Source organism: Vibrio sp. JC009 (assembly GCF_029016485.1).
Classification (GTDB): domain Bacteria; phylum Pseudomonadota; class Gammaproteobacteria; order Enterobacterales; family Vibrionaceae; genus Vibrio.
In genome coordinates this window covers 2,046,912-2,069,939 of record NZ_CP092106.1, presented here as the reverse complement: position 1 = coordinate 2,069,939, position 23,028 = coordinate 2,046,912, and the positions used below count along the sequence as shown (strand labels likewise).

Annotated in this window: 18 protein-coding genes; 10 read left to right on the top strand and 8 right to left on the bottom strand. The window is 48.6% G+C overall.

Annotated elements, in window-relative coordinates; genetic code table 11:
- Positions 1 to 14 precede the first annotated feature (14 nt).
- From L3Q72_RS09160 to L3Q72_RS09150, 3 genes are read right to left on the bottom strand one after another with little or no spacing between them, the layout of a single operon-like run.
- Entirely contained in the window at positions 15 to 836 is an 822-nt protein-coding gene (locus L3Q72_RS09160; RefSeq protein WP_275129645.1) for a peptidoglycan binding protein CsiV, read from the bottom strand.
- Between the two features lie 36 nt (positions 837 to 872).
- Positions 873 to 4,331, bottom strand: a complete 3,459-nt coding sequence (gene mfd / locus L3Q72_RS09155; protein WP_275129644.1) for a transcription-repair coupling factor — start codon at positions 4,329 to 4,331, stop codon at positions 873 to 875.
- 5 nt (positions 4,332 to 4,336) lie between these two features.
- Positions 4,337 to 4,906: a PilZ domain-containing protein gene (locus tag L3Q72_RS09150; RefSeq protein ID WP_275129643.1), complete on the bottom strand. Its 570-nt coding sequence runs from the start codon at positions 4,904 to 4,906 to the stop codon at positions 4,337 to 4,339.
- A 187-nt stretch (positions 4,907 to 5,093) separates the two neighbouring features.
- Here L3Q72_RS09150 and lolC point away from each other — a divergent pair, with 187 nt between their 5' ends.
- The 3 genes from lolC to lolE are packed head-to-tail and all read left to right on the top strand — an operon-like array spanning position 5,094 to position 8,239.
- Entirely contained in the window at positions 5,094 to 6,302 is a 1,209-nt protein-coding gene (lolC, locus tag L3Q72_RS09145; RefSeq protein WP_275129642.1) for a lipoprotein-releasing ABC transporter permease subunit LolC, read from the top strand.
- Complete coding sequence (gene lolD, locus L3Q72_RS09140) at positions 6,295 to 6,990, top strand: lipoprotein-releasing ABC transporter ATP-binding protein LolD (protein WP_275129641.1); 696 nt, start codon at positions 6,295 to 6,297, stop codon at positions 6,988 to 6,990. Before lolC ends, lolD begins: the two co-directional genes overlap by 8 nt.
- Before the next feature lies 1 nt (position 6,991).
- The gene (lolE, locus tag L3Q72_RS09135; RefSeq protein ID WP_275129640.1) at positions 6,992 to 8,239 is read left to right on the top strand and encodes a lipoprotein-releasing ABC transporter permease subunit LolE; all 1,248 of its coding nucleotides are present in this window, start codon (positions 6,992 to 6,994) and stop codon (positions 8,237 to 8,239) included.
- Between the two features lie 80 nt (positions 8,240 to 8,319).
- Here lolE and L3Q72_RS09130 read toward each other — a convergent pair whose 3' ends face one another.
- Entirely contained in the window at positions 8,320 to 8,829 is a 510-nt protein-coding gene (locus L3Q72_RS09130; RefSeq protein WP_275129639.1) for a DUF2062 domain-containing protein, read from the bottom strand.
- 8 nt (positions 8,830 to 8,837) lie between these two features.
- Here L3Q72_RS09130 and L3Q72_RS09125 point away from each other — a divergent pair, with 8 nt between their 5' ends.
- Genes L3Q72_RS09125 through kdsB form a run of 5 tightly spaced genes read left to right on the top strand, consistent with a single transcriptional unit; the run spans position 8,838 to position 14,800 of the window.
- Positions 8,838 to 11,081, top strand: coding sequence for a DNA internalization-related competence protein ComEC/Rec2 (locus tag L3Q72_RS09125; RefSeq protein ID WP_275129638.1), 2,244 nt, complete (start codon positions 8,838 to 8,840; stop codon positions 11,079 to 11,081).
- Between the two features lie 30 nt (positions 11,082 to 11,111).
- The gene (gene msbA, locus L3Q72_RS09120) at positions 11,112 to 12,863 is read left to right on the top strand and encodes a lipid A ABC transporter ATP-binding protein/permease MsbA (RefSeq protein WP_275129637.1); all 1,752 of its coding nucleotides are present in this window, start codon (positions 11,112 to 11,114) and stop codon (positions 12,861 to 12,863) included.
- A gap of 5 nt (positions 12,864 to 12,868) precedes the next feature.
- Complete coding sequence (lpxK, locus tag L3Q72_RS09115; protein ID WP_275129636.1) at positions 12,869 to 13,882, top strand: tetraacyldisaccharide 4'-kinase; 1,014 nt, start codon at positions 12,869 to 12,871, stop codon at positions 13,880 to 13,882.
- On the top strand, positions 13,863 to 14,042 hold the full coding sequence (locus L3Q72_RS09110) for a Trm112 family protein (protein WP_275129635.1): 180 nt from the start codon (positions 13,863 to 13,865) through the stop codon (positions 14,040 to 14,042). The genes lpxK and L3Q72_RS09110 overlap by 20 nt, the downstream gene beginning before the upstream one ends.
- A complete protein-coding gene (kdsB, locus tag L3Q72_RS09105) occupies positions 14,042 to 14,800 on the top strand; it encodes a 3-deoxy-manno-octulosonate cytidylyltransferase (RefSeq protein WP_275129634.1) in 759 nt (252 codons plus the stop codon). The genes L3Q72_RS09110 and kdsB overlap by 1 nt, the downstream gene beginning before the upstream one ends.
- A gap of 454 nt (positions 14,801 to 15,254) precedes the next feature.
- Here the strand turns inward: kdsB and L3Q72_RS09100 are convergent, their stop codons facing one another.
- From L3Q72_RS09100 to L3Q72_RS09090, 3 genes are all read right to left on the bottom strand, one after another.
- Positions 15,255 to 15,749 carry a glycine zipper 2TM domain-containing protein gene (locus L3Q72_RS09100; protein WP_275129633.1) on the bottom strand — a complete coding sequence of 165 codons (495 nt, stop codon included), beginning with the start codon at positions 15,747 to 15,749 and terminating at the stop codon, positions 15,255 to 15,257.
- A gap of 48 nt (positions 15,750 to 15,797) precedes the next feature.
- Entirely contained in the window at positions 15,798 to 16,988 is a 1,191-nt protein-coding gene (locus L3Q72_RS09095; protein ID WP_275129632.1) for an EAL domain-containing response regulator, read from the bottom strand.
- Positions 16,989 to 17,069: 81 nt separating this feature from the next.
- A complete protein-coding gene (locus L3Q72_RS09090; protein WP_275129631.1) occupies positions 17,070 to 17,534 on the bottom strand; it encodes a histidine kinase dimerization/phospho-acceptor domain-containing protein in 465 nt (154 codons plus the stop codon).
- Between the two features lie 78 nt (positions 17,535 to 17,612).
- Between L3Q72_RS09090 and L3Q72_RS09085 the strand changes: the two genes are divergently transcribed.
- Both L3Q72_RS09085 and L3Q72_RS09080 read left to right on the top strand, forming a co-directional pair.
- Complete coding sequence (locus tag L3Q72_RS09085) at positions 17,613 to 20,342, top strand: response regulator (RefSeq protein ID WP_275129630.1); 2,730 nt, start codon at positions 17,613 to 17,615, stop codon at positions 20,340 to 20,342.
- A 138-nt stretch (positions 20,343 to 20,480) separates the two neighbouring features.
- Positions 20,481 to 22,577: a TonB-dependent receptor plug domain-containing protein gene (locus L3Q72_RS09080; protein WP_275129629.1), complete on the top strand. Its 2,097-nt coding sequence runs from the start codon at positions 20,481 to 20,483 to the stop codon at positions 22,575 to 22,577.
- On the opposite strand, the gene L3Q72_RS09075 is transcribed toward L3Q72_RS09080, so the two are convergent.
- The gene (locus L3Q72_RS09075) at positions 22,574 to 23,020 is read right to left on the bottom strand and encodes a response regulator (protein ID WP_275129628.1); all 447 of its coding nucleotides are present in this window, start codon (positions 23,018 to 23,020) and stop codon (positions 22,574 to 22,576) included. The genes L3Q72_RS09080 and L3Q72_RS09075 overlap by 4 nt on opposite strands.
- Between the last annotated feature and the right edge of the window lie 8 nt (positions 23,021 to 23,028).

Genomic DNA, 23,028 nt, shown 5'->3' with positions numbered 1-23,028 from the left:
ATACCGGTATAGGCTTAAGATGCTGGCGGTACAGGCGCTTTACGAACCTGAATAATGATGCCCATCAGAGGATGGTCAAGATAGTGGATCTCACCACTTCTCATCCTGCGTTTTTGCGACAGGCGGTAGCTTCTGAGGAACTCCTCCACTTTTACAACCGGCTTGATTGCCTCCATACGCCCGATCTCCACTGTGCTGGACTCCTCGATAAACAGTGGTTCGTTGTTGAAGTCAGTCTCTACAGCCATTGCGTCTTCTGTTGCAACAGGCTGGCTGGATTCAATCATGATCTCCCTTTTACCCGGTGATCTCAGGTCCAGATCAGACTCCAGGAACAGGTAGTGCTGAACATAGACCTGGAACTTGCCTTCCAGCTCGTAGATAGGCTGGTCTATGCTGGTTTCCTGAGTGATATCGTCGGCGACAACCGGCTGTTCAATCTTTACGCTACCGTCGGAGTTAAAGGATTTAGAGAAGTCACGGCCTGCGCGGATATGGAAAACCGGTGAGCTGCCTTTTGGCTGATCGCCCTGACGCCATGCTTTATGCATCAGCACGGTAAAGCCAGCATGTTTATCCAGTTTCTGTTTCTGGTTGGTAAGCTGGTAATCTTCGTACGGCAGCATCTCTACGCCTTTTTTCTCCAGATAGAGGCTGTTGTTTAGCGTAGCGGCTTTGGTCAGGTCGATGGCAGGTAGCTGATCAGGCCAGGACTCACTGACATTTTCAGGGCTTACCGCTCTTTTAAATAAAATGACTTCAACGTCGAACTCACGCTCTGCTGCGAAGGTGCAGAAGGTTGCCAGCGAGAGCAGAAGAGTTATCAGCTTTTTCATTTTTACTCCAGTTGTTAGTAAATCTTTAACTGCCTTTTAAGGCATCTTGTTATTATGGAACTTCTCAATCAGTTCAGAGACAAATCGGACTCTTTCTCTTCTATCGGCCAGTGGCAGCATAAACTTCAGCTTAGTCGGGCCATCCATCCCATATTTTTTTGGTTCGCCTTGTAATAGTTTAACCAAAAATGCCGGATTTATATCTGCATTTGGTGAAAATTCGATATAGCCGCCTTTATCATGCGCTTCAATCTTAGTAGCACTCACCTTAGCAGCGTTGAGTTTCACTTCGCTGACAGATAAAAGGTTTTTCGTCGCGTCAGGAAGCGGGCCAAAGCGGTCAATCAGTTCCACCTTCATTTCTGCCAGCTCATTTTCATTTTTTACACTGGCGACTCTTTTGTACATAGAAAGCCGGGTGTTGATATCCGGGATATAGTCATCCGGCAGCAGTGCAGGCAGTCTTAGCTCAACTTCCGTCTGCTCCCTTAGTAGTTCATCAAGGGAAGGCTCTTTGCCTTCCTTAAGTGCTTCTACAGCCTGCTCAAGCATCTCCATATAAAGTGTAAAGCCAACGGACTGAATTTGCCCGCTCTGCTCGTCACCCAGCAGTTCACCGGCACCGCGAATCTCAAGGTCATGGGTGGCCAGGGTAAAGCCGGCACCAAGATCTTCCAGTGACGCTATTGCATCAAGACGCTTAATGGCATCTTTAGTCATGGCTTTCGGATGCGGTGTCAGAAGATACGCATACGCCTGGTGGTGCGAACGTCCCACACGTCCTCGTAACTGGTGCAGTTGGGCCAGACCCAGATTATCAGCCCTGTCCATGATAATGGTGTTTGCAGTTGGAACATCAATACCGGTTTCTATAATGGTGGTACACACCAGCAGATTAAAGCGCTGATGATAGAAATCGTTCATGATGCGTTCCAGTTCACGTTCACGCATCTGACCATGGGCAACCGTCACCCTGGCTTCAGGGATCAGTTTTTCCAGCTCGGCAGCCACTTTTTCTATGGTTTCAACCTGATTGTGCAGGAAGTAGACCTGACCACCACGCATAATTTCACGCAGAACCGCTTCGCGGACTACGGCATCATCGCTCTGGCGGACAAAGGTTTTTATCGCCAGTCGTCTTGCCGGTGGGGTGGCAATAATAGAAAGATCGCGCATGCCGCTCATGGCCATATTCAGGGTTCGCGGTATTGGCGTTGCGGTGAGCGTCAGGATGTCTACATCGGCACGCATGGCCTTCACTTTTTCTTTCTGGCGAACACCAAACCTGTGCTCTTCATCCACAATCAGCAGGCCAAGGTCTTTAAATTTTATGTCGCTCTGCAGCAGTTTGTGGGTGCCGACCACAATGTCTACCTTGCCGTCGGCCACATCAGCCAGTACCTGCTTTTGCTCTTTGGCCGATTTAAAGCGTGACAGAACCTCTACCCGGATAGGCAGGTTCGCGAATCTGTCTCTGAAGTTTTCAAAGTGCTGCTGAGCAAGCAGGGTAGTGGGAACCAGAACCGCAACCTGTTTGCCATTATCGGTGGAAACAAAGGAGGCGCGCATCGCCACTTCGGTCTTACCAAAGCCCACATCACCACAGACAAGCCGGTCCATCGCCTTTGGCTGGCACATATCGGAAAGCACCGCATTGATAGCCATGGCCTGATCGTCGGTTTCCTCAAATGGGAAGCCTGATTTAAATGTGGCGTACTGGCCCCGGTCCAGTTCAAACTTATAGCCAGGTTTGAGCTCACGCTTGGCATAAACATCCAGAAGCTCTGCTGCCACATCGCGGACTTTTTCCGCCGCTCTGCGCCTTGCTTTCGTCCAGGCTTCACCGCCCAGTTTGTGTATTGGAGCCGAATCTTCAGCGCCGCCGGAGTAACGACTGATCAGGTTTAATGACGAAACCGGAACATAAAGTTTGGCGCCGTCCTGATATTCTAAAGTGACATATTCCGTTGTCAGGCCACCGGCTTCCAGCGTCTGCAGGCCGATATAGCGCCCGATACCGTGGTCAAGGTGCACCACAGGCTGGCCCGGTTTAAGTTCGGCCAGATGGCGGATAACCGTATCGCTGTTAACCGCGCGTTTGTCTTTTTTCCTGCGCTGAATAACACGGTCACCCAGCAAATCGCTTTCGCAGATCAGGGCAAAATCCGGCGCGTTATGGATAAAGCCGTGTTCGGCAGAACCAAGGATCAGCGCGTGTTTTAAATTGCTTTCGATAGCTTCGTGCAGAGAACCGATTTCGCTCGGCTTTAATTTGATGCCTTGCAGCAGTTCAAGCAGGGCTTCACGACGGCCTTCGGATTCCACAGAGAAAATAATCTTACCGGTAAAGTTTTCGGTGAAGCGTCTTAGTTCTGCCAGAGGTTCTTTTGACTGAGCTTTTGTATCCAGCGCCGGAAGCGCTTCAATAGCCGGATTGACACGTCCGGCTTTTTCAGCAACCGGTTCAATGGACAATTGAACCTGAGGATAATTTTTCAGGTTGGAGTAGAGTTCATCCTTTCTCTGCCACAGGGTTTCCGGTGCCAGCAGCGGTCTTAGCGGATCGACTTTTCTCTGCTCGTAGCGGTAATCCACATCGCCCAGGAAATGATCTATGGAAGCTTCAATATCACCGACAGTCAGAATCTGAGTACTTTCAGACAGGTAATCAAACAGGGTTTCGGTTGTGTCAAAAAACAGCGGCTGCCAGTATTCAATACCCGCAGGCCAGGTGCCTTTAGTGACCTGCATATAGACAGATTCAGGCTCACGTCTGGCTTCAAACTGCTGTCTCCAGCGCGAGCGGAACTCTTCGATAGCCTCTTTGCTGGTCGGGAACTCATGAGCCGGCAGCAGGCGGATCTCTTTAATTTCTTCAATGGTGCGCTGACTTTCCGGATCAAAGGTGCGGATAGAGTCTATCTCATCATCGAAGAAATCGATTCGGAACGGATCAGAGCTGCCCATTGGGTAAAGGTCGATAATCGAGCCACGGCTGGCATATTCACCCGGACCGAAGACCTGATCCACATGGCGGTAACCCGACTTTTCCAGCTGGTTTCGCAGGCTTTCGATTGAGTACAGATCGCCGGATTTCACCATCAGGGTATGCTGCATCAGGTAGTCACGCGGTGACTGTCTTTGCAGTAAAGTGCCTATCGGAACTATGGTGATGCCGGTGGTCTGCGTTGGAAGCTGATACAATTTAGCGATACGCTCGGAAATAATATCCTGATGGGGCGAAAAGTTATCGTAGGGAAGTGTTTCCCAGTCCGGAAACAGACTGACTTCCGCAGTGGTAAATTGTTCAGCTTCACTTTGCAGTTTTAATGCTACCTGAGGATCGGGCACAACCAGCAGGGTATGGCCTTTATGCTGCTCAGACAGTTCTGCAATAGCAAGGGGCAGTGCGGCTCCCTTTAGGTTACCGGCGTATTTTTTGTCTCCCGCTTTGGAAGGGGAGACTAAAGAGAAAATGGATGAGAGTTTAGACATCTTACTTATTTTTGTTCACGTTCCTTAGAACGTTGTCGTAACAGTTTTTGTTGCTGGTATAGAGCGGCCTTGATAAGCAGATCCTGATCCACTTCGCGCAATCGCTGATAGGCCATCACGACCTCATGGCCCAGCTCATGTTCTTTGCTTTCAGCAACTTTGGCGTAACAGTAGATTGCTGCCGGAGGATGATCAAGGAAAAGCTTCACTCTTGCAAGCGTTCCGGGGATCATTTCCTTATCCGAGATATAGGAAAACTGACTGGCACCGAAGCTGGTGGTGTATTTGCGAAAAGACTCTTCATCCTGCTGTGCCAGCATAAAAGTCAGCAGCAGATTCAGCTTACCGTTCTGGTGGTCGATCAGGTGCACCAGATTTTTGAAATCGCTGTTTTTCAGCTCAGCCATAGCGCCGTCCATCAGGCTGTCTAGCTGGCTGAACTCGCTGGCGACAATAAAAGGTGCCGGAATCTCAGAGGTAAACAGAGTTTCATCAGGCAGGGTATAACCGTCTTCAAGAGGTTCTATGTTCACGGTCAGCTTGTGATTTACGGTAAAAAATTCTTGTTGGTCCATACCTTTGGCCTTATATTGCGTCTTCAGCGTTAACCCTTTGATTATCGCTAACTAAGCCAACTAATCAAGGAATGTTAATGTTTCATTATCCGTTTCGTAAGATTTTCTGGAAAACTGATAAATAAACCTACAATCACAGCGCATTAACCGTTACATTACTCTCATAATTTACCTTGGTTTTTCTACTATGTTTCATCCCGTTTCGGCTTATATTGGACTTCGTTATCTGAGAGGACGCTCAGGTGACCGCTTTAGCCGGTTTGTTTCCTATATGTCCACCGCCGGAATTACCATAGGTGTTCTGTCTCTTGTTACCGTTATTTCGGTGATGAATGGCTTTGAGGCTCAACTGAAGGGCAGGATACTGGGCGTATTACCTCAGGCTGTTGTCCATCAGGACAGAGAAAAAACAGAACTCAGCTCTGAGCCTCCCGCATTTATTTCCGCTATAAACAAGGTAGAGAAAGTCACGCCACTGGTTCGCAGTGAAGCCGTTATTCAGAGCTCAAGCCAGTTAACGGCCGGGTTAATGATTGGCATTGAGCCGGAAAGTGATGAGCCGGTAGCGAATTATCTGATTTCCGGTCGCCTGTCTAATCTTGAAGCAGGTAAATACAGAGTCTTCCTTGGACATACGCTGGCACGTACCCTTAAGGTGAACCTGGGCGATAAAGTGCGCCTGCTGGTAACCAGTGCCAGTCAGTTTACCCCGCTGGGCCGGATCCCGAGCCAGAGAAATTTTACGGTTGCCGGGATATTTAACACTGGCTCAGATATTGATGCGCAACTGATGGTGACCAATATTACCGATGCCGGGAAGTTACTAAAGCTGAAGAACGGCCAGATATCCGGCTGGCGTCTTTTCTTTGATGACCCATTTGTTGTTGCCGATATCGATAAATCACAACTTTCTGAAGGCTGGCACTGGAGTGACTGGCGCGAGCAGCGTGGTGAGCTGTTCCAGGCGGTAAGCATGGAGAAGAACATGATGGCGCTGATGCTTGGTCTGATTGTCGGTGTTGCGGCATTTAACATTATTTCCGCGCTTATTATGGTGGTAATGGAAAAGCAGTCAGAAGTGGCTATCTTAAAAACCCAGGGCATGGCCAGTAGCCAGATCCTGACCATCTTTATGGTGCAGGGAGCCAGCAGCGGCGTAATAGGCGCAGTGCTTGGCGGCGCACTTGGTGTCCTGATTGCCTCCAACCTGAATCAAATTATGGAAGCTATGGGCGTTTCACTGCTTGGCGTTGGCGGCAGACTGCCCGTGGTTATTGAACCTGCTCAGATAGCCATGGTCATTGTGCTGGCTATACTGCTTAGCCTGTTGGCGACACTTTATCCTTCTTACCGTGCATCTTCTGTTAATCCTGCTGAGGCTTTGAGATATGAATAACCTTTTACAATGTCGTTCTGTTTGTAAAACATACCGCGAAGGCTCCATGGAGACCGAGGTGCTAAAAGGGGTCAGCTTTGATCTGGAAAAGGGCGAGCTGGTTTCTATTATCGGCAGCTCTGGTTCCGGTAAGAGTACTCTGTTGCATATTCTTGGAGCGCTTGATGATGCATCAGTGGGGGACGTGGAGTTTCTGGGTGAGAACTTAACGGCTTTGTCTTCAAATAAGCAGGCGAAGATCCGCAATCGTCACATCGGGTTTGTTTATCAGTTTCACCATCTTCTGTCGGATTTTTCTGCGCTGGAAAATGTGGCAATGCCCTTGCTGATTGGAGGTGAAAATACCGCTTCTGCTAAACAGCGAGCGGCGGCTCTGCTGGAGAAAGTGGGCCTTAGCCATCGTATGGAGCACAGACCATCGGAGCTTTCCGGAGGCGAAAGGCAGCGGGTTGCCATTGCCCGAGCTCTGGTTAACCAGCCTGACCTGGTTCTGGCCGATGAACCCACAGGTAACCTTGACCATAAAACCGCTCTGGCGATTTACGACCTGATGCGTGAGCTGAATCAGCAGTACGGCACGGCTTTTCTTGTGGTAACGCACGATGGTGAACTTGCCGCGAAAATGGACAGGCAGATGCATATGCAAGATGGTTTGCTGACGGACTCTTCTGCGGAAAAGGAAGGGTAAGGTGTTTTCTTCATTATCATTTTTTATCGGTAGCCGTTTTAGCCGGGGCAAACAGAGAAACAAGATGGTTTCTTTTATCTCCATCTCTTCCACCATAGGAATTGCGGTTGGTGTTGCGGTGATCATTATCGGCCTTTCTGCCATGAACGGCTTTGAGCGTGAGTTGCAAAGCAGGGTGCTGTCAGTGATTCCTCACGGAGAGTTTGAGGCAGTGAACGGGAAACTGGAACAGTGGCAGCAGGTTATTTCGGCTGTGGAGGCCGATGAGAAGGTCGTTGCTGCTGCGCCCTATGTTCGCTTTACCGCGCTCGCAGAGCGGGGAACGCAACTCAAAGCCATTGAGGTTCGGGGAATTGATTCTGATTATGAGAAAAAGGTATCCACCCTGCCAGAATTTATTAAAGGATTTGACTGGGACAGTTTTGAGCCAGGACAGAAGCAGGCGATTCTTGGTAAAGGCATTGCTGATAGTCTGGGAGTTACCCTGGGTGACAATGTCACGCTAATGATTCCAACCACCAATTCAGGTGTGAATAAGGTACAGGCGCCAAGGCGGGTTCGTGTGACGGTTAAGGCTCTGATAGAGCTGGGCGGGCAACTGGACCATTCTCTGGCACTGATCCCGCTTGAAGATGCTCAGTCTTATGCCCGTATGGGAGAAGCCATATCCGGTGTTTCAATTAAGACTAGTGATGTGCTCAATGCGCAGTTTATTGTGCGCAGTCTGGGAAAAAGTATCCCTGCTTACGTTTATCTGAGGAGCTGGAAACAGAAATACGGCTTTTTATACCGGGATATTCAGATGGTACGAACCATTATGTATCTGGTTATGGTTCTGGTGATCGGTGTGGCCTGCTTTAATATCGTATCTACTCTGATGATGGCGGTAAAAGACAGGGCGTCTGAGATTGCGATTTTACGAACCATGGGCGCAACGGACGGTTTGATCCGGCGGGTATTTATCTGGCTTGGTGTATTGTCAGGCGTGCTGGGAAGTATTGCCGGAAGTATCATTGGGGTGCTGATTGCGCTTAATCTTACTCCTCTGATTAAGGGCCTTGAAGGTATGCTGGGACACCAGTTCTTGTCCGGTGATATTTACTTTGTCGATTTTCTGCCTTCACAGGTAAGCCTGTTTGACGTGGCTTTAGTTTCCGGCACCGCGATTATTCTGAGCCTGCTGGCGACCTGGTACCCGGCAACAAAAGCGAGCCAGATGAATCCGGCAACCGTGTTAAGTTCTAAGTAAAAGAATGAAATTTAGACTGATTTAGTCAGAGACAGTACGAGTGATAAAAACCGGCCAGATGTTTATCTGGCCGGTTTTTTTTATCTTGTCTGGCGTTTTTGCCAACTGCGGACGACGGAATAGCGCCACAGGCCCCGGATACCAAAATAGCCGAAAGCCGCGCAAGCAGTGCCGCACAGAAAGCAGCCCAGAAGGAATGGAGGCCCGATAGTACTCATCTGCTCAGTAATAAAGCTCCAGGAGAGCTCAAAATGAAATGACTGAGAAGGGGTGCTCATAACCCAGGCACCTATTTTATAGGCACCGTAGAACATAATAGGCATGGTAACAGGATTGCTGATCCAGACCAGAGCGACAGAAAGAGGCAGGTTAACGCTGAAAAGGATTGCAAGCCCGGCAGCCATAATCATCTGACTTGGCAGCGGAACAAATGCCATAAATAACCCCAGAGCAAAAGCACCTGAGGCCGATTTCCGGTTAAGGATCCACAGGTTAGGGTTATAAAGTACGTTGCCAAAAATTTTTAACGCTTTCTGACGCTTTATCAGATCGTGGTCGGGCATAAAACGCTGTATAAACTTTTTGGGCATAGCTGAATATGACTCTCTTATGTTACTGCTGGAATCTGGTTGTTTTTATTCTTGTAAGCGTTTCCGTCCAGTTTTGGCCTGCTATTCCGAACTGCTACTGGTTGGTAGTCTTACTCCTGTTATCCGTTGTTATCTTCCGATTAACCACTTATAGATGGTTGATTGGTGCGCTCCTTGCCCTGGTCTCTGCTTTTGTACATTTACAAGCATATCAGCAGAAAGTTGAAGCATTATTTCATGCCGGTGCGAATATTACCATAACCGGACGAATTGAGAGTTTTTTTAAGCAAATTAGTCATGGTTATGAGTACTCGTTCAAAGTCGGTGAAATTAACGGAAAAGCAGTGGGTTATCTTCTCCATCCAACGGTTCGTCTGATTGTCGCCGAAGGGGAGGTGATGCATCCGGGAACAAAGTGGCAATACAGCGTAAAACTAAAGCCTGTTTACGGAAGGCTGAACGAAGCCGGGTTTGACTTAGAACGTTATTACGCGAGTCAGGGCTGGGCGGGCAGAGCTGTGGCAACGGATGCAGGTAAAATGCTCAGTTCAACCCAGTCTCTGCGCAGTAGAATTTACAACCGGGTAGAAGCTACGGCTGGTAGCTTGGAATACTACGGCATCATTAAGGCACTGAGTTTTGGTATTCGTCATGACATTTCTTCCACGCAGTGGCAGCTTTTTAAAAATAGCGGCTTAAGCCATCTTATCGCGATTTCCGGGTTACATATCGGTATCGCCTTTTCTCTGGGCTGGATGAGCGGGCGGGGTCTTCGTCTGGTGTTTTTCAGGCTAACTGCCTTGCCCGTTTTCTGTGGCCTGGCACTGGCCTTCACTTATGCCTATTTAGCCGGATTTAGTGTGACGACGCAGCGTGCTTTTTTAATGTGTCTGTTGCTTGCGGTTATGGAACTGAGCCGGATAAACCAGAGTCACTGGCTAAAGCTGTTAACCGCTCTGGCTGGCTTGCTTCTGTTTGATCCCATGTCGGCAATGACATCCAGTTTCTGGCTCTCTTTTAGCGCGGTCGCAGCGGTATATCTGATTATGTTCCATCCCCGGATAGCAGAGTTGCCTGTGCTGCTTAAAATTGTGGTGATTCAGATTGCGCTGAATATCCTGATGCTGCCGGTATCGTTACTGGTGTTTGGTGGCTTTAGCGCTATGTCTCCGCTGTTTAATATCTGGTGCGTGCCTTATTTTAGTCTGGTGGTGATCCCGGCTATTTTTCTGTCTCTGTTTGTCACCCTGATAATGCCCGGCCCGGCAGAGTTACTCTGGGCTGGAGTGAACCTGAGTCTGAAGCCAGTGCTCCACGCTATAGGTTATTCGGTCAGTGGCTGGGTCTCATTGCCTGATGGTTTTTACATCACGATTATCGCTTTGCTTCTCACCGTTATTTTAAGGCCTTTGCTGCGCTCTTCTCAGATCTGGCTTATCTGGGTTTTGAGTATTGTCTGGCTGATGTCACAGGAAAAGAGACATATCTGGCAGCTTGATGTACTGGATGTTGGTCAGGGGTTGGCAATACTTATCAGTAAAGATGAAAAGGCCATCTTGTATGACACGGGAAACCGCTGGGAAACGGGGAGTATGGCTCAGTCTATTATTGCCCCGGTTTTGCGGCGCAGAGGGATCGGTCAATTGGATGGGTTGATTTTAAGTCATATGGACTCAGACCATGCCGGCGGAAAGGCATTTATAGAGTCTGAGTTTACTCCGGGGCTGAAGTGGTCCAGCCAGATAACAGAGGGTTATCTGCCTTGTGTTGAAGGGATAAAGTGGCACTGGAATGATCTGAAGTTTCATGTTCTCTGGCCTCCTCAGCTAGTTGAGCGTTCTTATAATCCTCACTCATGCGTGATCCGGATTTCGGACCCTTTTAACTCTGTGTTGCTCACCGGAGATATCGAAAAGGTGAGTGAGTATTTACTGATAAAGCGGCAAGCCGGTCTTGAGTCTGATCTGATGTTAGCTCCGCATCACGGTAGTAACAGTTCATCATCAGAAAGTTTTATTCAACAGGTAAAACCAGAGCTTGCGATAGCGTCTCTGGCAAAGGGTAATCAGTGGAATATGCCGGACGGGCGCGTTGTTCAACGATACCGGGATGCAGGCAGTGCCTGGCTAGATACCGGAAATAGTGGTCAGATTTCAGTCTATTTCAGTGCAAAAGGGTGGCGGATTAAGAAAATGAGACAAAATCAAACCGATGCATGGTATAGGCAGATGCTGCGTAAGACGGTAGAATAGAAAGATTAAATTACTCAATATTGCATTTCTATGTCTACAAATCATGACGACGCCTCAACCTGGCAATCATTTCAGCGACTCTGGCAAATTATCCGTCTGTACAAAAGCGGATTAATTGTCGCTATCATTGCGCTGGTCATCAACGCAGCATCCGATACCTATATGATTTCCCTGCTTAAACCGCTTCTTGATGAAGGATTTGGCAGTGTGGATTCTGACTTTCTTAAATATCTGCCAGTGATCATTTTTGTCATGATGCTTATCCGTGGGATCAGTGGCTTTATTTCAACCTACTGCCTGAGCTGGGTTTCGGGTCAGGTTGTTATGATAATGCGACGCCGGATTTTTGCTCATTTTATGCATATGCCGGTGGCGTTTTTTGACAAAGAGTCAACGGGCGCACTCTTGTCCCGTATCACCTACGACTCTGAGCAGGTGGCTTCTGCAACCAGTGGTGCCTTGGTTAGCATAGTAAGAGAAGGCGCCAGTATTATTGGTCTTCTTATTCTGATGTTCTGGAACAGCTGGCAGCTCTCTCTGGTTCTGTTTGCTGTTGCTCCGGTTGTTGCCTGGGGTATCACCTTTGTCTCTAAGCGTTTCAGAAAAATCTCGAAAAACATGCAGACAGCAATGGGAAGCGTATCTTCTTCTGCTGAGCAGATGCTGAAAGGGCACAAAGTCGTGCTCAGTTACGGCGGTCAGGAAGTGGAACGCGAAAGGTTCGACAACGTCAGTAACCGTATGCGTCAGCAGTCCATGAAGCTGGTTTCAGCGCAGGCTGCAGCTAACCCTATTATTCAGCTGATTGCCTCTATTGCGATTGTTGTTGTGCTTTATCTTGCCAGCATTGATTCCATCCGAAGTGAACTGACTCCGGGGACATTTACCGTAGTATTCTCTGCTATGTTTGGTCTGATGCGCCCACTGCGTGCTCTGACAAACGTGACTTCTCAGTTCCAGAGAGGTATGGCTGCAAGCCAGACTCTGTTCTCACTAATGGATCTGGAGACAGAAGAGAACAAGGGAACATACTCAGCCGAACGTGCTAAGGGTGAAATTAAGGTTCAGGATGTCACCTTTACTTATCAGGGCAAAGACAAACCCGCTCTGAACGAGGTGAGCTTTGATATTCCGGTTGGCAAGACGGTTGCTCTGGTTGGACGCTCCGGCTCTGGTAAAAGTACCATCGCCAACCTGTTTACCCGTTTCTATGATGTGGACAGCGGTTCAATTTGCCTGGACGGGCACGATATTAAAGAGTACCAGTTGGAGAATCTGCGAACGCATTTCGCTCTGGTTTCGCAAAACGTTCATCTGTTTAATGACACTATCGCGAATAATATTGCCTATGCCGCAACAGAAGATTACAGCCGAGAACAGATAGAAGAGGCTGCACGCCTTGCCTACGCCATGGACTTTATTGAAAACATGGATGACGGGCTTGATACCATCATCGGCGAAAATGGCGCGAATCTTTCTGGTGGTCAGAGACAGCGTATCGCGATTGCTCGTGCGCTGCTGCGTGATGCGCCGGTACTTATTCTGGATGAGGCTACATCGGCTCTGGATACTGAATCGGAAAGAGCGATTCAGGCGGCTCTGGACGAGTTGCAGAAAGATAAAACCGTGCTTGTTATCGCGCACCGTCTGTCAACGATTGAGCAGGCTGATCAAATCCTTGTGGTGGATGAGGGCGAAATCATCGAACGTGGCTCCCATAAAGAGCTGATTGAAAGAGATGGCGCTTATGCACAGCTGCACAGAATCCAGTTTGGTGAATAGTCTGAATGGTTGAGAAAATCTGGTTTCAGAACCATATTCTTGGAAAACTTATGTGGCCACTGTTGTGGCCGCTCAGTCTTATCTATAAGTCCGTTAGCCGGTCAAAGCGCAGTAAATATCTGAGCGGGGACAAGAAGAGCTACCGGGCTCCGGTTCCCGTTATTGTCGTTGGCAATATTACCGCAGGCGGCAATGGAAAAACTCCGGTAGTTATCTGGCTGGTGGAGAAGCTGCAGCAGATGGGCTACAAGCCCGGAGTCGTTTCACGCGGTTACGGTGGTAAAGCAGAGAGCTATCCGCTGGTTCTTGATTCCGATACCTCAGTAAAACAGTGTGGTGATGAACCAAAGCTGATTTTCCTCCGGACCAATGCGCCGGTTGCGGTGGATCCCGTTCGCTCAAATGCGGTGAAAGCCTTGCTTGATGCTGATGTCGGTGTGGATATTATTGTGACTGACGACGGACTTCAGCATTATGCCCTGCAAAGGGATATAGAGTTTATCGTTGTGGATGGCCAGAGACGTTTTGGCAATCAGAGTTATATTCCCCTTGGGCCTTTAAGAGAAGGGCTTGAGCGTTTAAACCAGGTGGACTTTATTATTACCAATGGCGGTGAAGCGCACCAGGGAGAGTTCCCGATGCGGCTTGAACCGGCAATGGCGGTTAATCTGCTTACGGGTGAAAAAAAGCTGGTGACTGAGCTGGGAAGAGTGGTTGCTTTTGCAGGAATTGGTCACCCGCCTCGTTTTTTCAAAACACTGGAGTCACTGGGTGCCGATCTGGTTAAAACTCAGGGATTTGCCGACCACAAAGATTTTAATCAGGCTGAGCTTGAGCAATTGCAAAAGCTTGGCGACAACGTCATTATGACGGAAAAGGATGCGGTGAAGTGCGACAGGTTTGCGGAAGAAAACTGGTGGCACTTACCTGTCACTGCCTGCTTTAATCCAGAGGATGAGCAGCAGATTATCAAAAGAATAAATGAAGTTAGGAAAGATTATGGATCACCGTCTGCTTGAAATCGTAGCTTGTCCTGTCTGTAAGGGAAAGCTTACTTATGACAGAGAGAAACAGGAACTTATCTGTAAACTGGATCGACTGGCGTATCCTATCCGCGAGGGGATTCCTGTACTGCTGGAGTCAGAGGCCAGAAGCATATCAATGGATGAGGGAAGATAATGTCATTTACCGTTGTAATACCAGCCCGTTATCAGTCAACCCGTCTGCCTGCAAAACCTCTGGCGATGATTGGTGATAAGCCGATGATTCAGTGGGTTTACGAGCAGTCACTGAAATCAGGCGCTGATCAGGTGATTGTCGCGACTGATGATGAAAGAGTGGAGCAGGCTGTACTTGCCTTTGGCGGCGAAGTTTGCATGACTTCGCCAGACCACCAGTCAGGCACTGAGCGTCTGGCTGAAGTGGTTGAAAAGCTTGGTCTGTCCGATGAACATATTATTGTCAATGTTCAGGGTGACGAGCCTTTGATCCCGCCGTCGATTATCCGCCAGGTAGCTGACAATATTGCAAACAGCAGCGCGCCAATGGCGACACTGGCGGTTGAGATTCACGACGAAGCAGAAGCCTTTAACCCGAATGCGGTTAAGGTGGTTACCGATAAAGATGGTTACGCGCTTTACTTTAGCCGTGCCACGATTCCATGGGATCGCGACAACTTTGCAGCGGAAGAGAAAACCATCGCACAGCCACTGATGCGTCATATCGGCATCTATGCATACCGCGCCGGTTTTATCAATACCTATGTAAACTGGCAGCCTAGCGTGCTGGAAAAAATTGAGTCTTTAGAGCAGCTACGCGTGCTTTGGTATGGCGAGAAAATCCATGTCGAAGTAGCAAAAGAAGCCCCGGCAGCTGGCGTGGATACACCGGAAGATCTGGAGCTGGTGCGTAAGGTTGTTGCTGACAAAGGGCTTTAACTTTATACACAAGTTTAATGGGACAAAGAATACCCCTCCCCTTAACCTCATAAGGTCGGATTTGTGAGGAAGCAACATCGAAGGGGAGGCAGGGAGGGTTTCTACCTTTCCCCAAATAGCAAAATGGCGCCACTTTAAGTGATGCCGTTCGTGAACGAAAGTGGACAAAGCGAGCGTTACCATTTGAAATAATATGCTTTCTTTATGCAATAAAAACGTCAAATTACTCACCACACCCTCGTTCCCATGCTCCAGCGTGGGAATGCATACCGCGGCTGAATATGTCCACGCAATATACTAAAAGCAAAGAAAATAAGTTCTGAGAAAGTTTATACCCGGCTGGTGATTTTGAGTCTGATATGCATTCCCACGGAGGACCATGGGAACGAGAGTTTTGCGTAATTATTCAGGTGTGCGATAAGTCTGGGAAAAAATATCTTTCAGTCCTGAAGCATTACATAGCAATATCCACACGAACATACCCGGTTGCCAGGTATACAACACGCACCTCATCACCCGCAGTTAAAGGCATACGTGGGTCAATATCCTGAAGGACCATTATCTGGCTGCCATCATTTAAATTGATCAGCATTTCAATAAGCTGGTATTGCTGAATGTGTGTTGAGTTCCCGTGTTTACTGGCTGCGGCACCACCCAGTAAAGCTCCAAGGACGGTTGCGATATCCTGACCAGAACCTCCGCCAAACTGATGTCCGATAACGCCTCCCGCAACGGCACCACCAAAGGTTTTCCAGCCCCTATTTCGGTCTTCTATCAACTGCTTCCGGGTTATATACCGGATGGACTCTACCTGGCCATAGACGACCTTTTCTACCGGGACGGCTTTGTTTCGTTCATAGGCCGCAACCGTTGAAAAACTGGTCATCAAGAAGAGTAGTGACAGTAGTCCGCTAACAAATTTAGTTAAATATCGGGTAGACGCAAACATGAGTTACTTCCTTTGGTCTTGCGTGGTATTTGTTAAGTATACACTGATTCACCGTTGTTTAAGCCAGCTGGTGATATCTTCGGCTGAGGCTGGTCTGGCAATAAAATACCCCTGAACTAAATCACATCCGGTTGAGGCCACATGGTCCCAGTCTGCCTGATCTTCTACACCTTCCGCTACCGTGGTCATATTCAGCTTTTTAGCCAGTTGAATACTGGTTTCTAAAATGGCGCTGGTCGCCGGGTTATCCGCCGCCTTATGAACAAATTCCCGGTCAATTTTCAGTTCAGTAAAAGGAATATTGTTGAGCTGAGCCATATTCGAGTAGTGAGTGCCGAAATCATCGATGGAGAGTTTAAAGCCCTTCAGGCGTAACCGGGTCAGAACATCTAACGATGTGATCTGACTATGAATTACCCGTCCTTCGGTGATCTCCAGCACCAGAGATTCACAGGGCACCTCGTGTTCTTCGCACATTGCGGCGATTTTTTCAGGAAGGTCCATTATATCCAGGCTGTCCGCCGACAGGTTCATTCCCATTGTGAAATCATAACCCGCTTTTCGCCACTGGCTGTATACCGCAAGCGCCTGCTTTAATACCTGTTCGGTTAGCAGATCAATAATGCCGTGCTCTTCGGCAATAGGAATAAAAATTCCCGGAGGAACCAGGCCGGATTCCGGATGCATCCAGCGGGCAAGAATTTCCACCGATGCAACGGATTTATCTGAGACTCTGACCTGGGGCTGAAAGTAAGGAATAATTTCCTGCTGCTCCAGACCTATGCTCAGTTCGTCATAGGTATCGGGGAAATCGGTTTTTCTGCTGGAGAATGTTTGTGGAGGCCGGTACGCCTTAAGCTGGTTTTGCAACGATTCAAGACAGAGTGGTTTGGCGATGGCTCCGATGACTTTGAGTTTATGCGCATTGGCCAGATTCTGGGCAGTACGCAGAATGCGTTCATCCTCCCCGCTAAGCAGAATAATTGCGCCGGAGTAATCCCTTTCGGCCAGGTTTCTTAACACTTCGATGCCATCCATAACCGGCATGTTCAGATCAATGATGGCGATATCGAAAGTCATTTCTGAATCAATATGACTTAGAGCCTGCTCGCCGTCTATGCACCCGGTTACCTCTTTAATCCCGAGCTGTTTCAGAATAACGGCGGTCTGCTGCAAGATAAAATCATCGTCATCAATGACGATAGCTGTCAGAGGTAGCTGAGCTATGTTGTCTGGCATTCTGTATCTCCTTGTACTAAAACAAGGCCAACTTCCGTTTTTATTAGAGTGTAGCAGTACACGCTTTGCTTAACTTAGTTTTTATTTGAACAGCTCCAGAAGCCTGGCTTGATCGTACTGTTCGGCCAGTGTGTTAAGGGTGTGTGCTATTTGCTGATGTTTGGTATCCAGCTGATCAATTAATGTCCGGAGATGAGAGAAATCCCCGATGACGATGGCCTCGTGAATTTCCTTGCGTATGTCTGAAGGTATTTCTGATACTGAGTCTGTAGGGGGCTGAATTACGTCGCTATTGTCAGAGGTGCCTTCCTGCAGGGGGGCTTCATTACTGCCCTTGCCTGCTAGTTGGTCGATTAGCTTGAGCAGATTATTACCGGCCAACTGAATGGCCTCAAGGTGGCGAAGTTTCTCGTCATCCTGTTCTTTTAGCATCAGCATCTGAGAAAAGCCGAGGATAGTATTCAGCGGATTACGTAAATCATGCGCCGTTTTTCTGGTTAACCGGCTGGTATCCTGAGCCATTTCTTTGGGGTGTTCAGATTTCATAGCAAGCCTGCACATTTCAGGTTGGACCTTGGGTTAATTATAGACGTCTATAATTAAGCAAAAGGCATGGAGGCGAAGATGTTAATTGAACATGACCTCAGAGGTGCGTCGATTCTGGCGGCGGATGATGACCCCTCTAACTTAAAGGTGCTGGAGTCAATGCTACAAGAACTTGGCTGTGAAGTCCGGCTGGCAAGGGATGGCGAAATGCTGCTGCAGAGTGTAGCACTCAAACTTCCAGACCTTATTCTTCTTGATGTGCATATGCCGGGCATTGATGGCTACCAGGCCTGTGAGCGTCTTAAATCCAGCGATAAATCCAAAGATATTCCGGTGATTTTCCTCTCTGCTATGAATGAACAGTTCAGTAAGGTGAAAGCCTTTGAACTGGGCGCGGTGGATTACATTACCAAGCCATTTCAGCTGGAAGAGTTAAAAGCGCGTATCGGTGTTCACCTTAAGCTGGCCCATCAGGCAAGAGAGCTGCGTAATTTGCAGGCTGCTGTGGAGCAGAGCCGTACCTCAATCTTTACTACCGATCTGGACGGGTATATTCAGTATGCCAACCAGTCCACCGCGGAAGTCAGCGGCTATCCCATGCTGGAGATTATCGGCGAAAGGCCGAGCCTGTTTAAAAGTGGTGAGCATCAGAATGAATTCTATGCTGAACTCTGGCAGACAATCAGCTCGGGAAATGTCTGGCGGGGTGAGCTTTGTAACAAGAAAAAGAACGGGGAGCTTTACTGGGTGCTGGCGGTTATCTCTCCGGTAAGGGGAACAGAAGGCGCATTTACCCGTTATGTTGCCATTGAAGAAGATGTCACCGAGCAGCGTAAGCTCCGCGAGCAGCTAATCAAAGCGAAGGAGCAGGCAGAATCGGCAAACAAAGCCAAATCATCATTTCTTGCCATGATGAGTCATGAGATCAGAACGCCGATGAACGGGGTAGTGGGCATTATTGATCTTCTTAATCAGACCAATCTGGATCGCGAACAGGTAAGGCTGGCGCATATTGCCAAAATGTCTTCTATGTCTCTGCTAAATATCATCAATGACATCTTGGATTTTTCTAAGATAGAAGCCGGACGGATGAAACTGGAATCCATCCCGGTAGCCTGGCGCAGTGTCATTGATGGTGCGGCAGAGATGGTTTCCGGCGAATTGAAAAGCCGGGATCTCAGGCTCTATTGTCTGGTCGACCCGGCGGTTCCGGAGCGGGTGCATGGTGACCAGGAAAGACTTCGCCAGCTTTTGCTTAATTTACTCAGCAATGCGATTAAATTTACTGAATCAACCGGTGAGAAGGAAGGCGTAATTGTTATCCGCCTTAACTTTAAAGCCGACAGTCTGCGGCAACTGGTTTTGGAGGTGGAAGACAATGGCATTGGGATCAGTCCGGAGCAGTTAAAAACGCTGTTCCAGCCGTTTGTACAGGCTGACAGCAGCACCCACAGACGCTACGGGGGAACCGGATTAGGGCTTTCTATCTGTGTGCGCCTTATCGGGATGATGGGCGGTGAAATAAGTTGTGTCAGTGAAGAGGGAAGTGGCTCCCGGTTTATTGTTAATCTTCCCTGTGAACAGGTGGCTTACTTGCCGGATACCGAACTGTTGCTGGATGGCTGTAACCTGCTGCTGGATAGTACAGATTTGAACCTGAAAGATTTCTTAGCTGATGATCTCAGCGCGCTGGGAGCCAGAGTGATTTTCGCAGATGATTTGCCGGAAAACGTTGAAGATCCAGAGCAGGCTATTGAGCTGGTTCTAATTACTGATTACCGGAGCACGGATGAAAAAATTGTCTTAGTGAAAAAATATCAGACGCGCTATCCCGCCAGCCGGTGTGTGGTTTTAGCTTCGGCAGCGGAGCAGATGGATAAGGAAAAATTCCCTGCCTGCGTTCTGGTGGATGCAAATCCGTTCAGGCCAGAGGAGCTTCATAAAGCACTGGCCATTGCAACCGGACGAATCGCTTCGGCCACTGAGAAAGAAAAACTGCTGATTGATCCGACGCGGACGATTCCGGAAATCAGCCAAGCGGAATCCGAAGGCTGCCTGATCCTGATTGCAGAAGACAATCTGGTTAATCAGGAAGTGATCAAACGCCAGCTGAACTTTCTTGGCTATGCCGCTGAGGTTGCAGACGATGGTGAAATGGCACTGGAGATGATGAAAAAACGCCACTATGGCCTGTTGTTGACCGATTGCCATATGCCCCGGATAGATGGATTTCAGCTCACCGCTGCCATAAGAGAGCGGGAGCTGCACGGCGCATCAAGAACCCCGATTGTTGCCATTACCGCCAATGCCATGCAGGGGGAAGCAGAGCGCTGCCTGCTGGCGGGAATGGACGGATATCTGGCAAAACCGGTAGAGCTTGCCAAACTGAAGGAGTCCATCGACAGATGGCTGCCGATAGAAAAATGTTGCACCTTGAGTGGTTGTACTGAGCCGGAAAAACCGTCAGAGAGCAAAAGTGATATTATCGATTTTGAGCTTCTGGCGCGGTTTTTAGGCGATGACAAAGAGACCCAGCATTACTTTCTCAATAAGTTTGCCAATGACAGTAAAGACACCTTTGAAGCTGCAAAAAGCGCAGCCGAAGAAGAGGATATGGTTAAAGTGGTACAATTGATGCACAAGCTGAAATCTTCCAGCAAAGCCGTAGGCGCAGAAAATCTGTCAGGACTGTGCCTGCAGCTTGAACTGGTGGCAAAGAGCAGGGATGTCGGTAAAGCGGCTATTTTGACTGGAGATGTTCTGGATGAGTTTAGCCGGGTTTGTAGCTATGTTGCCACTTTGGATTAGGTAGAACTAATTTGATGAAATATAACAAATTCAGCTAACTATAATGTGGTAAATTATCAATAAAATCCCGTTTAGAGTTGAAGGATGCATGGGGGTGCACTTTACTTACAGTATGATTTTTAGTCAGGATGTAAGGGAATGCGTTTCCGGACTTATGCTGCGCTTTGTTTCGCATTATCTATTCACAATACCTATGCTGCTGATATTGAGCAGCTGTTAGGGATGAGCCTTGAAGAGCTGACTAAGCTTAGGGTAGTCTCATCAGCCACGCTGACCTCAACGGAAAAGCAAAAAGTGCCCGCCAGTGTCACCCGTATTTCAAAAGAGATGATTGAGCTTTCCGGAGCCCGCAGCCTGGATGAGCTGCTGGAATATTATGTGCCGAACCTGGCTGTATTAGAGCACCATGGCGCCGGGCAGCATATGGGGATACGCGGTATTATTTCTGATCTGGATAACAAGATGATACTGCTGGTAAACGGAAGGGTGATGAACCACAGGGCAGTGTATGGCGTGATTACCGAGCGCTATATCTCTATGCTGGGGGATATAGAGTATATTGATGTAATACGCGGACCTGGCTCGGCATTATATGGCTCCGGTGCCATTGCCGGTGTGATTGACATACGTACTCAGAGTGCCAGAACCTTTGATGGTACCAGCGTTGCCGTGCGTAAAGGCGTGGTGGAAGATTTCAGTTCAATGGAGCTGAAAGTGGGCCGTCAGGCCGATGGAAACCGGGGCTGGTTTTTCTATTACGGGCTGGACGATTATCGCGGCGCATCCGGAAGTGAAGCCCCCGGTTATATCAGTAATGAGTTTGACCGGTTTAGTATTCAGCCCGGTTATGTTTACGATCTTCCGGCGCAACACGGCTCGAAAGATCTGCGGCATAAACTCCATCTGGAATACAGCAGCGATAAACTCGATGCCTATCTCAGGTATACCTATGGCGGCATAGAATTCCGCAATCCTTACTTTTTTAAGATGGATTATTTCCAGACTTATACCCAGCTAACAACCCACCTGTTCTATAAACATGCCTACAGCGATACGCTCAGCCTTGAGCTGTCTGGTGGTCTGGATTACACAGAGGTGAAACGCTATCGCTATACCGATGACTCGGACGATGTGGATTACTATTTTCCCGAAGAAGAAGCCAATATAAGAGCCCTGATGAAGTGGACGCCCTCGGTTGAACACAGCTTTGCCTTTGGTGGCGAGTTTTCCCGTGAGATTTTTGGCGAGGACCACCTCGGTATCGGGGACTACCGGTTAACCACCTATGTTGGCAGTCCGGAAAGGGAGCCCTGGGCAACCAATACCTACAGTTTGTTGGGCGAGTATCAGTGGCGCTTAAATGACAGCTGGGTATTCTTTGCCGGTGGCCGTCTGGATAAGCATACTCATACCGACTGGATGTCCTCACCGAAACTGGCCATGGTCTGGACTCCTTCCGATGAGCAGAGAATCAAGCTTATTTATAACGGCTCGGTGAGAAAAACCGATGATGAACCTTTGCAGCAAATTATTTCACAAAATCTGACAAACGCTGCGGAAGTGGAAGAGCTGGATCAGATAGAGCTACAGCATGAAATCACCCACAGCGATGCTCTGGAGTACGCTTACACTCTGTTTTACTACGACTGGGAAGCGCTGGGCTACTCCACCTCGCTTGCACGGGAGGGGCCGATAGGGGTTGCCAATGCTGCCGGTATCGAGCTGGAGTTGCAGTACCACTATCAGGCTCACGAGCTGAATCTTTCTCATTCCTATACCCAACTGCTGGATCTGAAGCTGACTGATTCCAGTCAAACCGACCAGAACATCAGTAGCGAGCCCTATGGCTATGGCAATGATTTTCTCAACTGGTCCCCCCATATCACCAAGCTGAACTGGCGCTGGTATATAAAGCCAGAGCTGACAATGAACTCGTCTCTACAGGTATTCTGGGGATTTCCCGGTGCTTCCGATTACGCCAGATATAATCTGGAGAACCTGCAGATTAACGGCCGTACCATCAGTGACGGCAGGCAAAAAGCATTCAGAGAATCGGTTTACCTGAACACCGGCCTGAACTATCAGGTGAATGACAAACTAAAAGCGGGCCTGCACTTTTATAACGTCCTGGGCTGGCTGGATGAGGACCTGAATAAACGCAACCGCTTTATCCAGATGGGACAATACAGAAATGAAGCGGCAGCGGCGGCTTTGAGTGTGCGGTATGAGTTTTAACAAGCACGCAGCTTAGCTATCTCAGCATTTTTCTGCTCAATCAGCTTATTGGCATGTGCCAGCTCAAGATGAACACCAATCCGGCTACGCAGCTCTTCAAGCAGCATGGGTTTGGTGATGTAATCAACCGCGCCCATCTCAAAGCAGGTTGATTTATTGAAGCCTTCGGAGACGGCGGTGGCGAAGATAATGGGGATGTGGCGGGTTTGCGGGTTCTCCTTTAACGCCTTACAAACTTCGTAGCCGTTGAGTTTTGGCATATGAATATCCAGCAGGATAAGATCCGGTGCTTTTAGCTCTATGCTTTTCAGTGCCGCTTCACCGTCAATGGCGACTCTGACCTGCCATCCGCACTCTGTCAGCATGGAGGAGGCAACCTGCAGGTTTTGCGGGTTGTCATCGGCAACCAGTACGACGGCGGTGCTTTTATCATCTATGCTCATATCCCTGT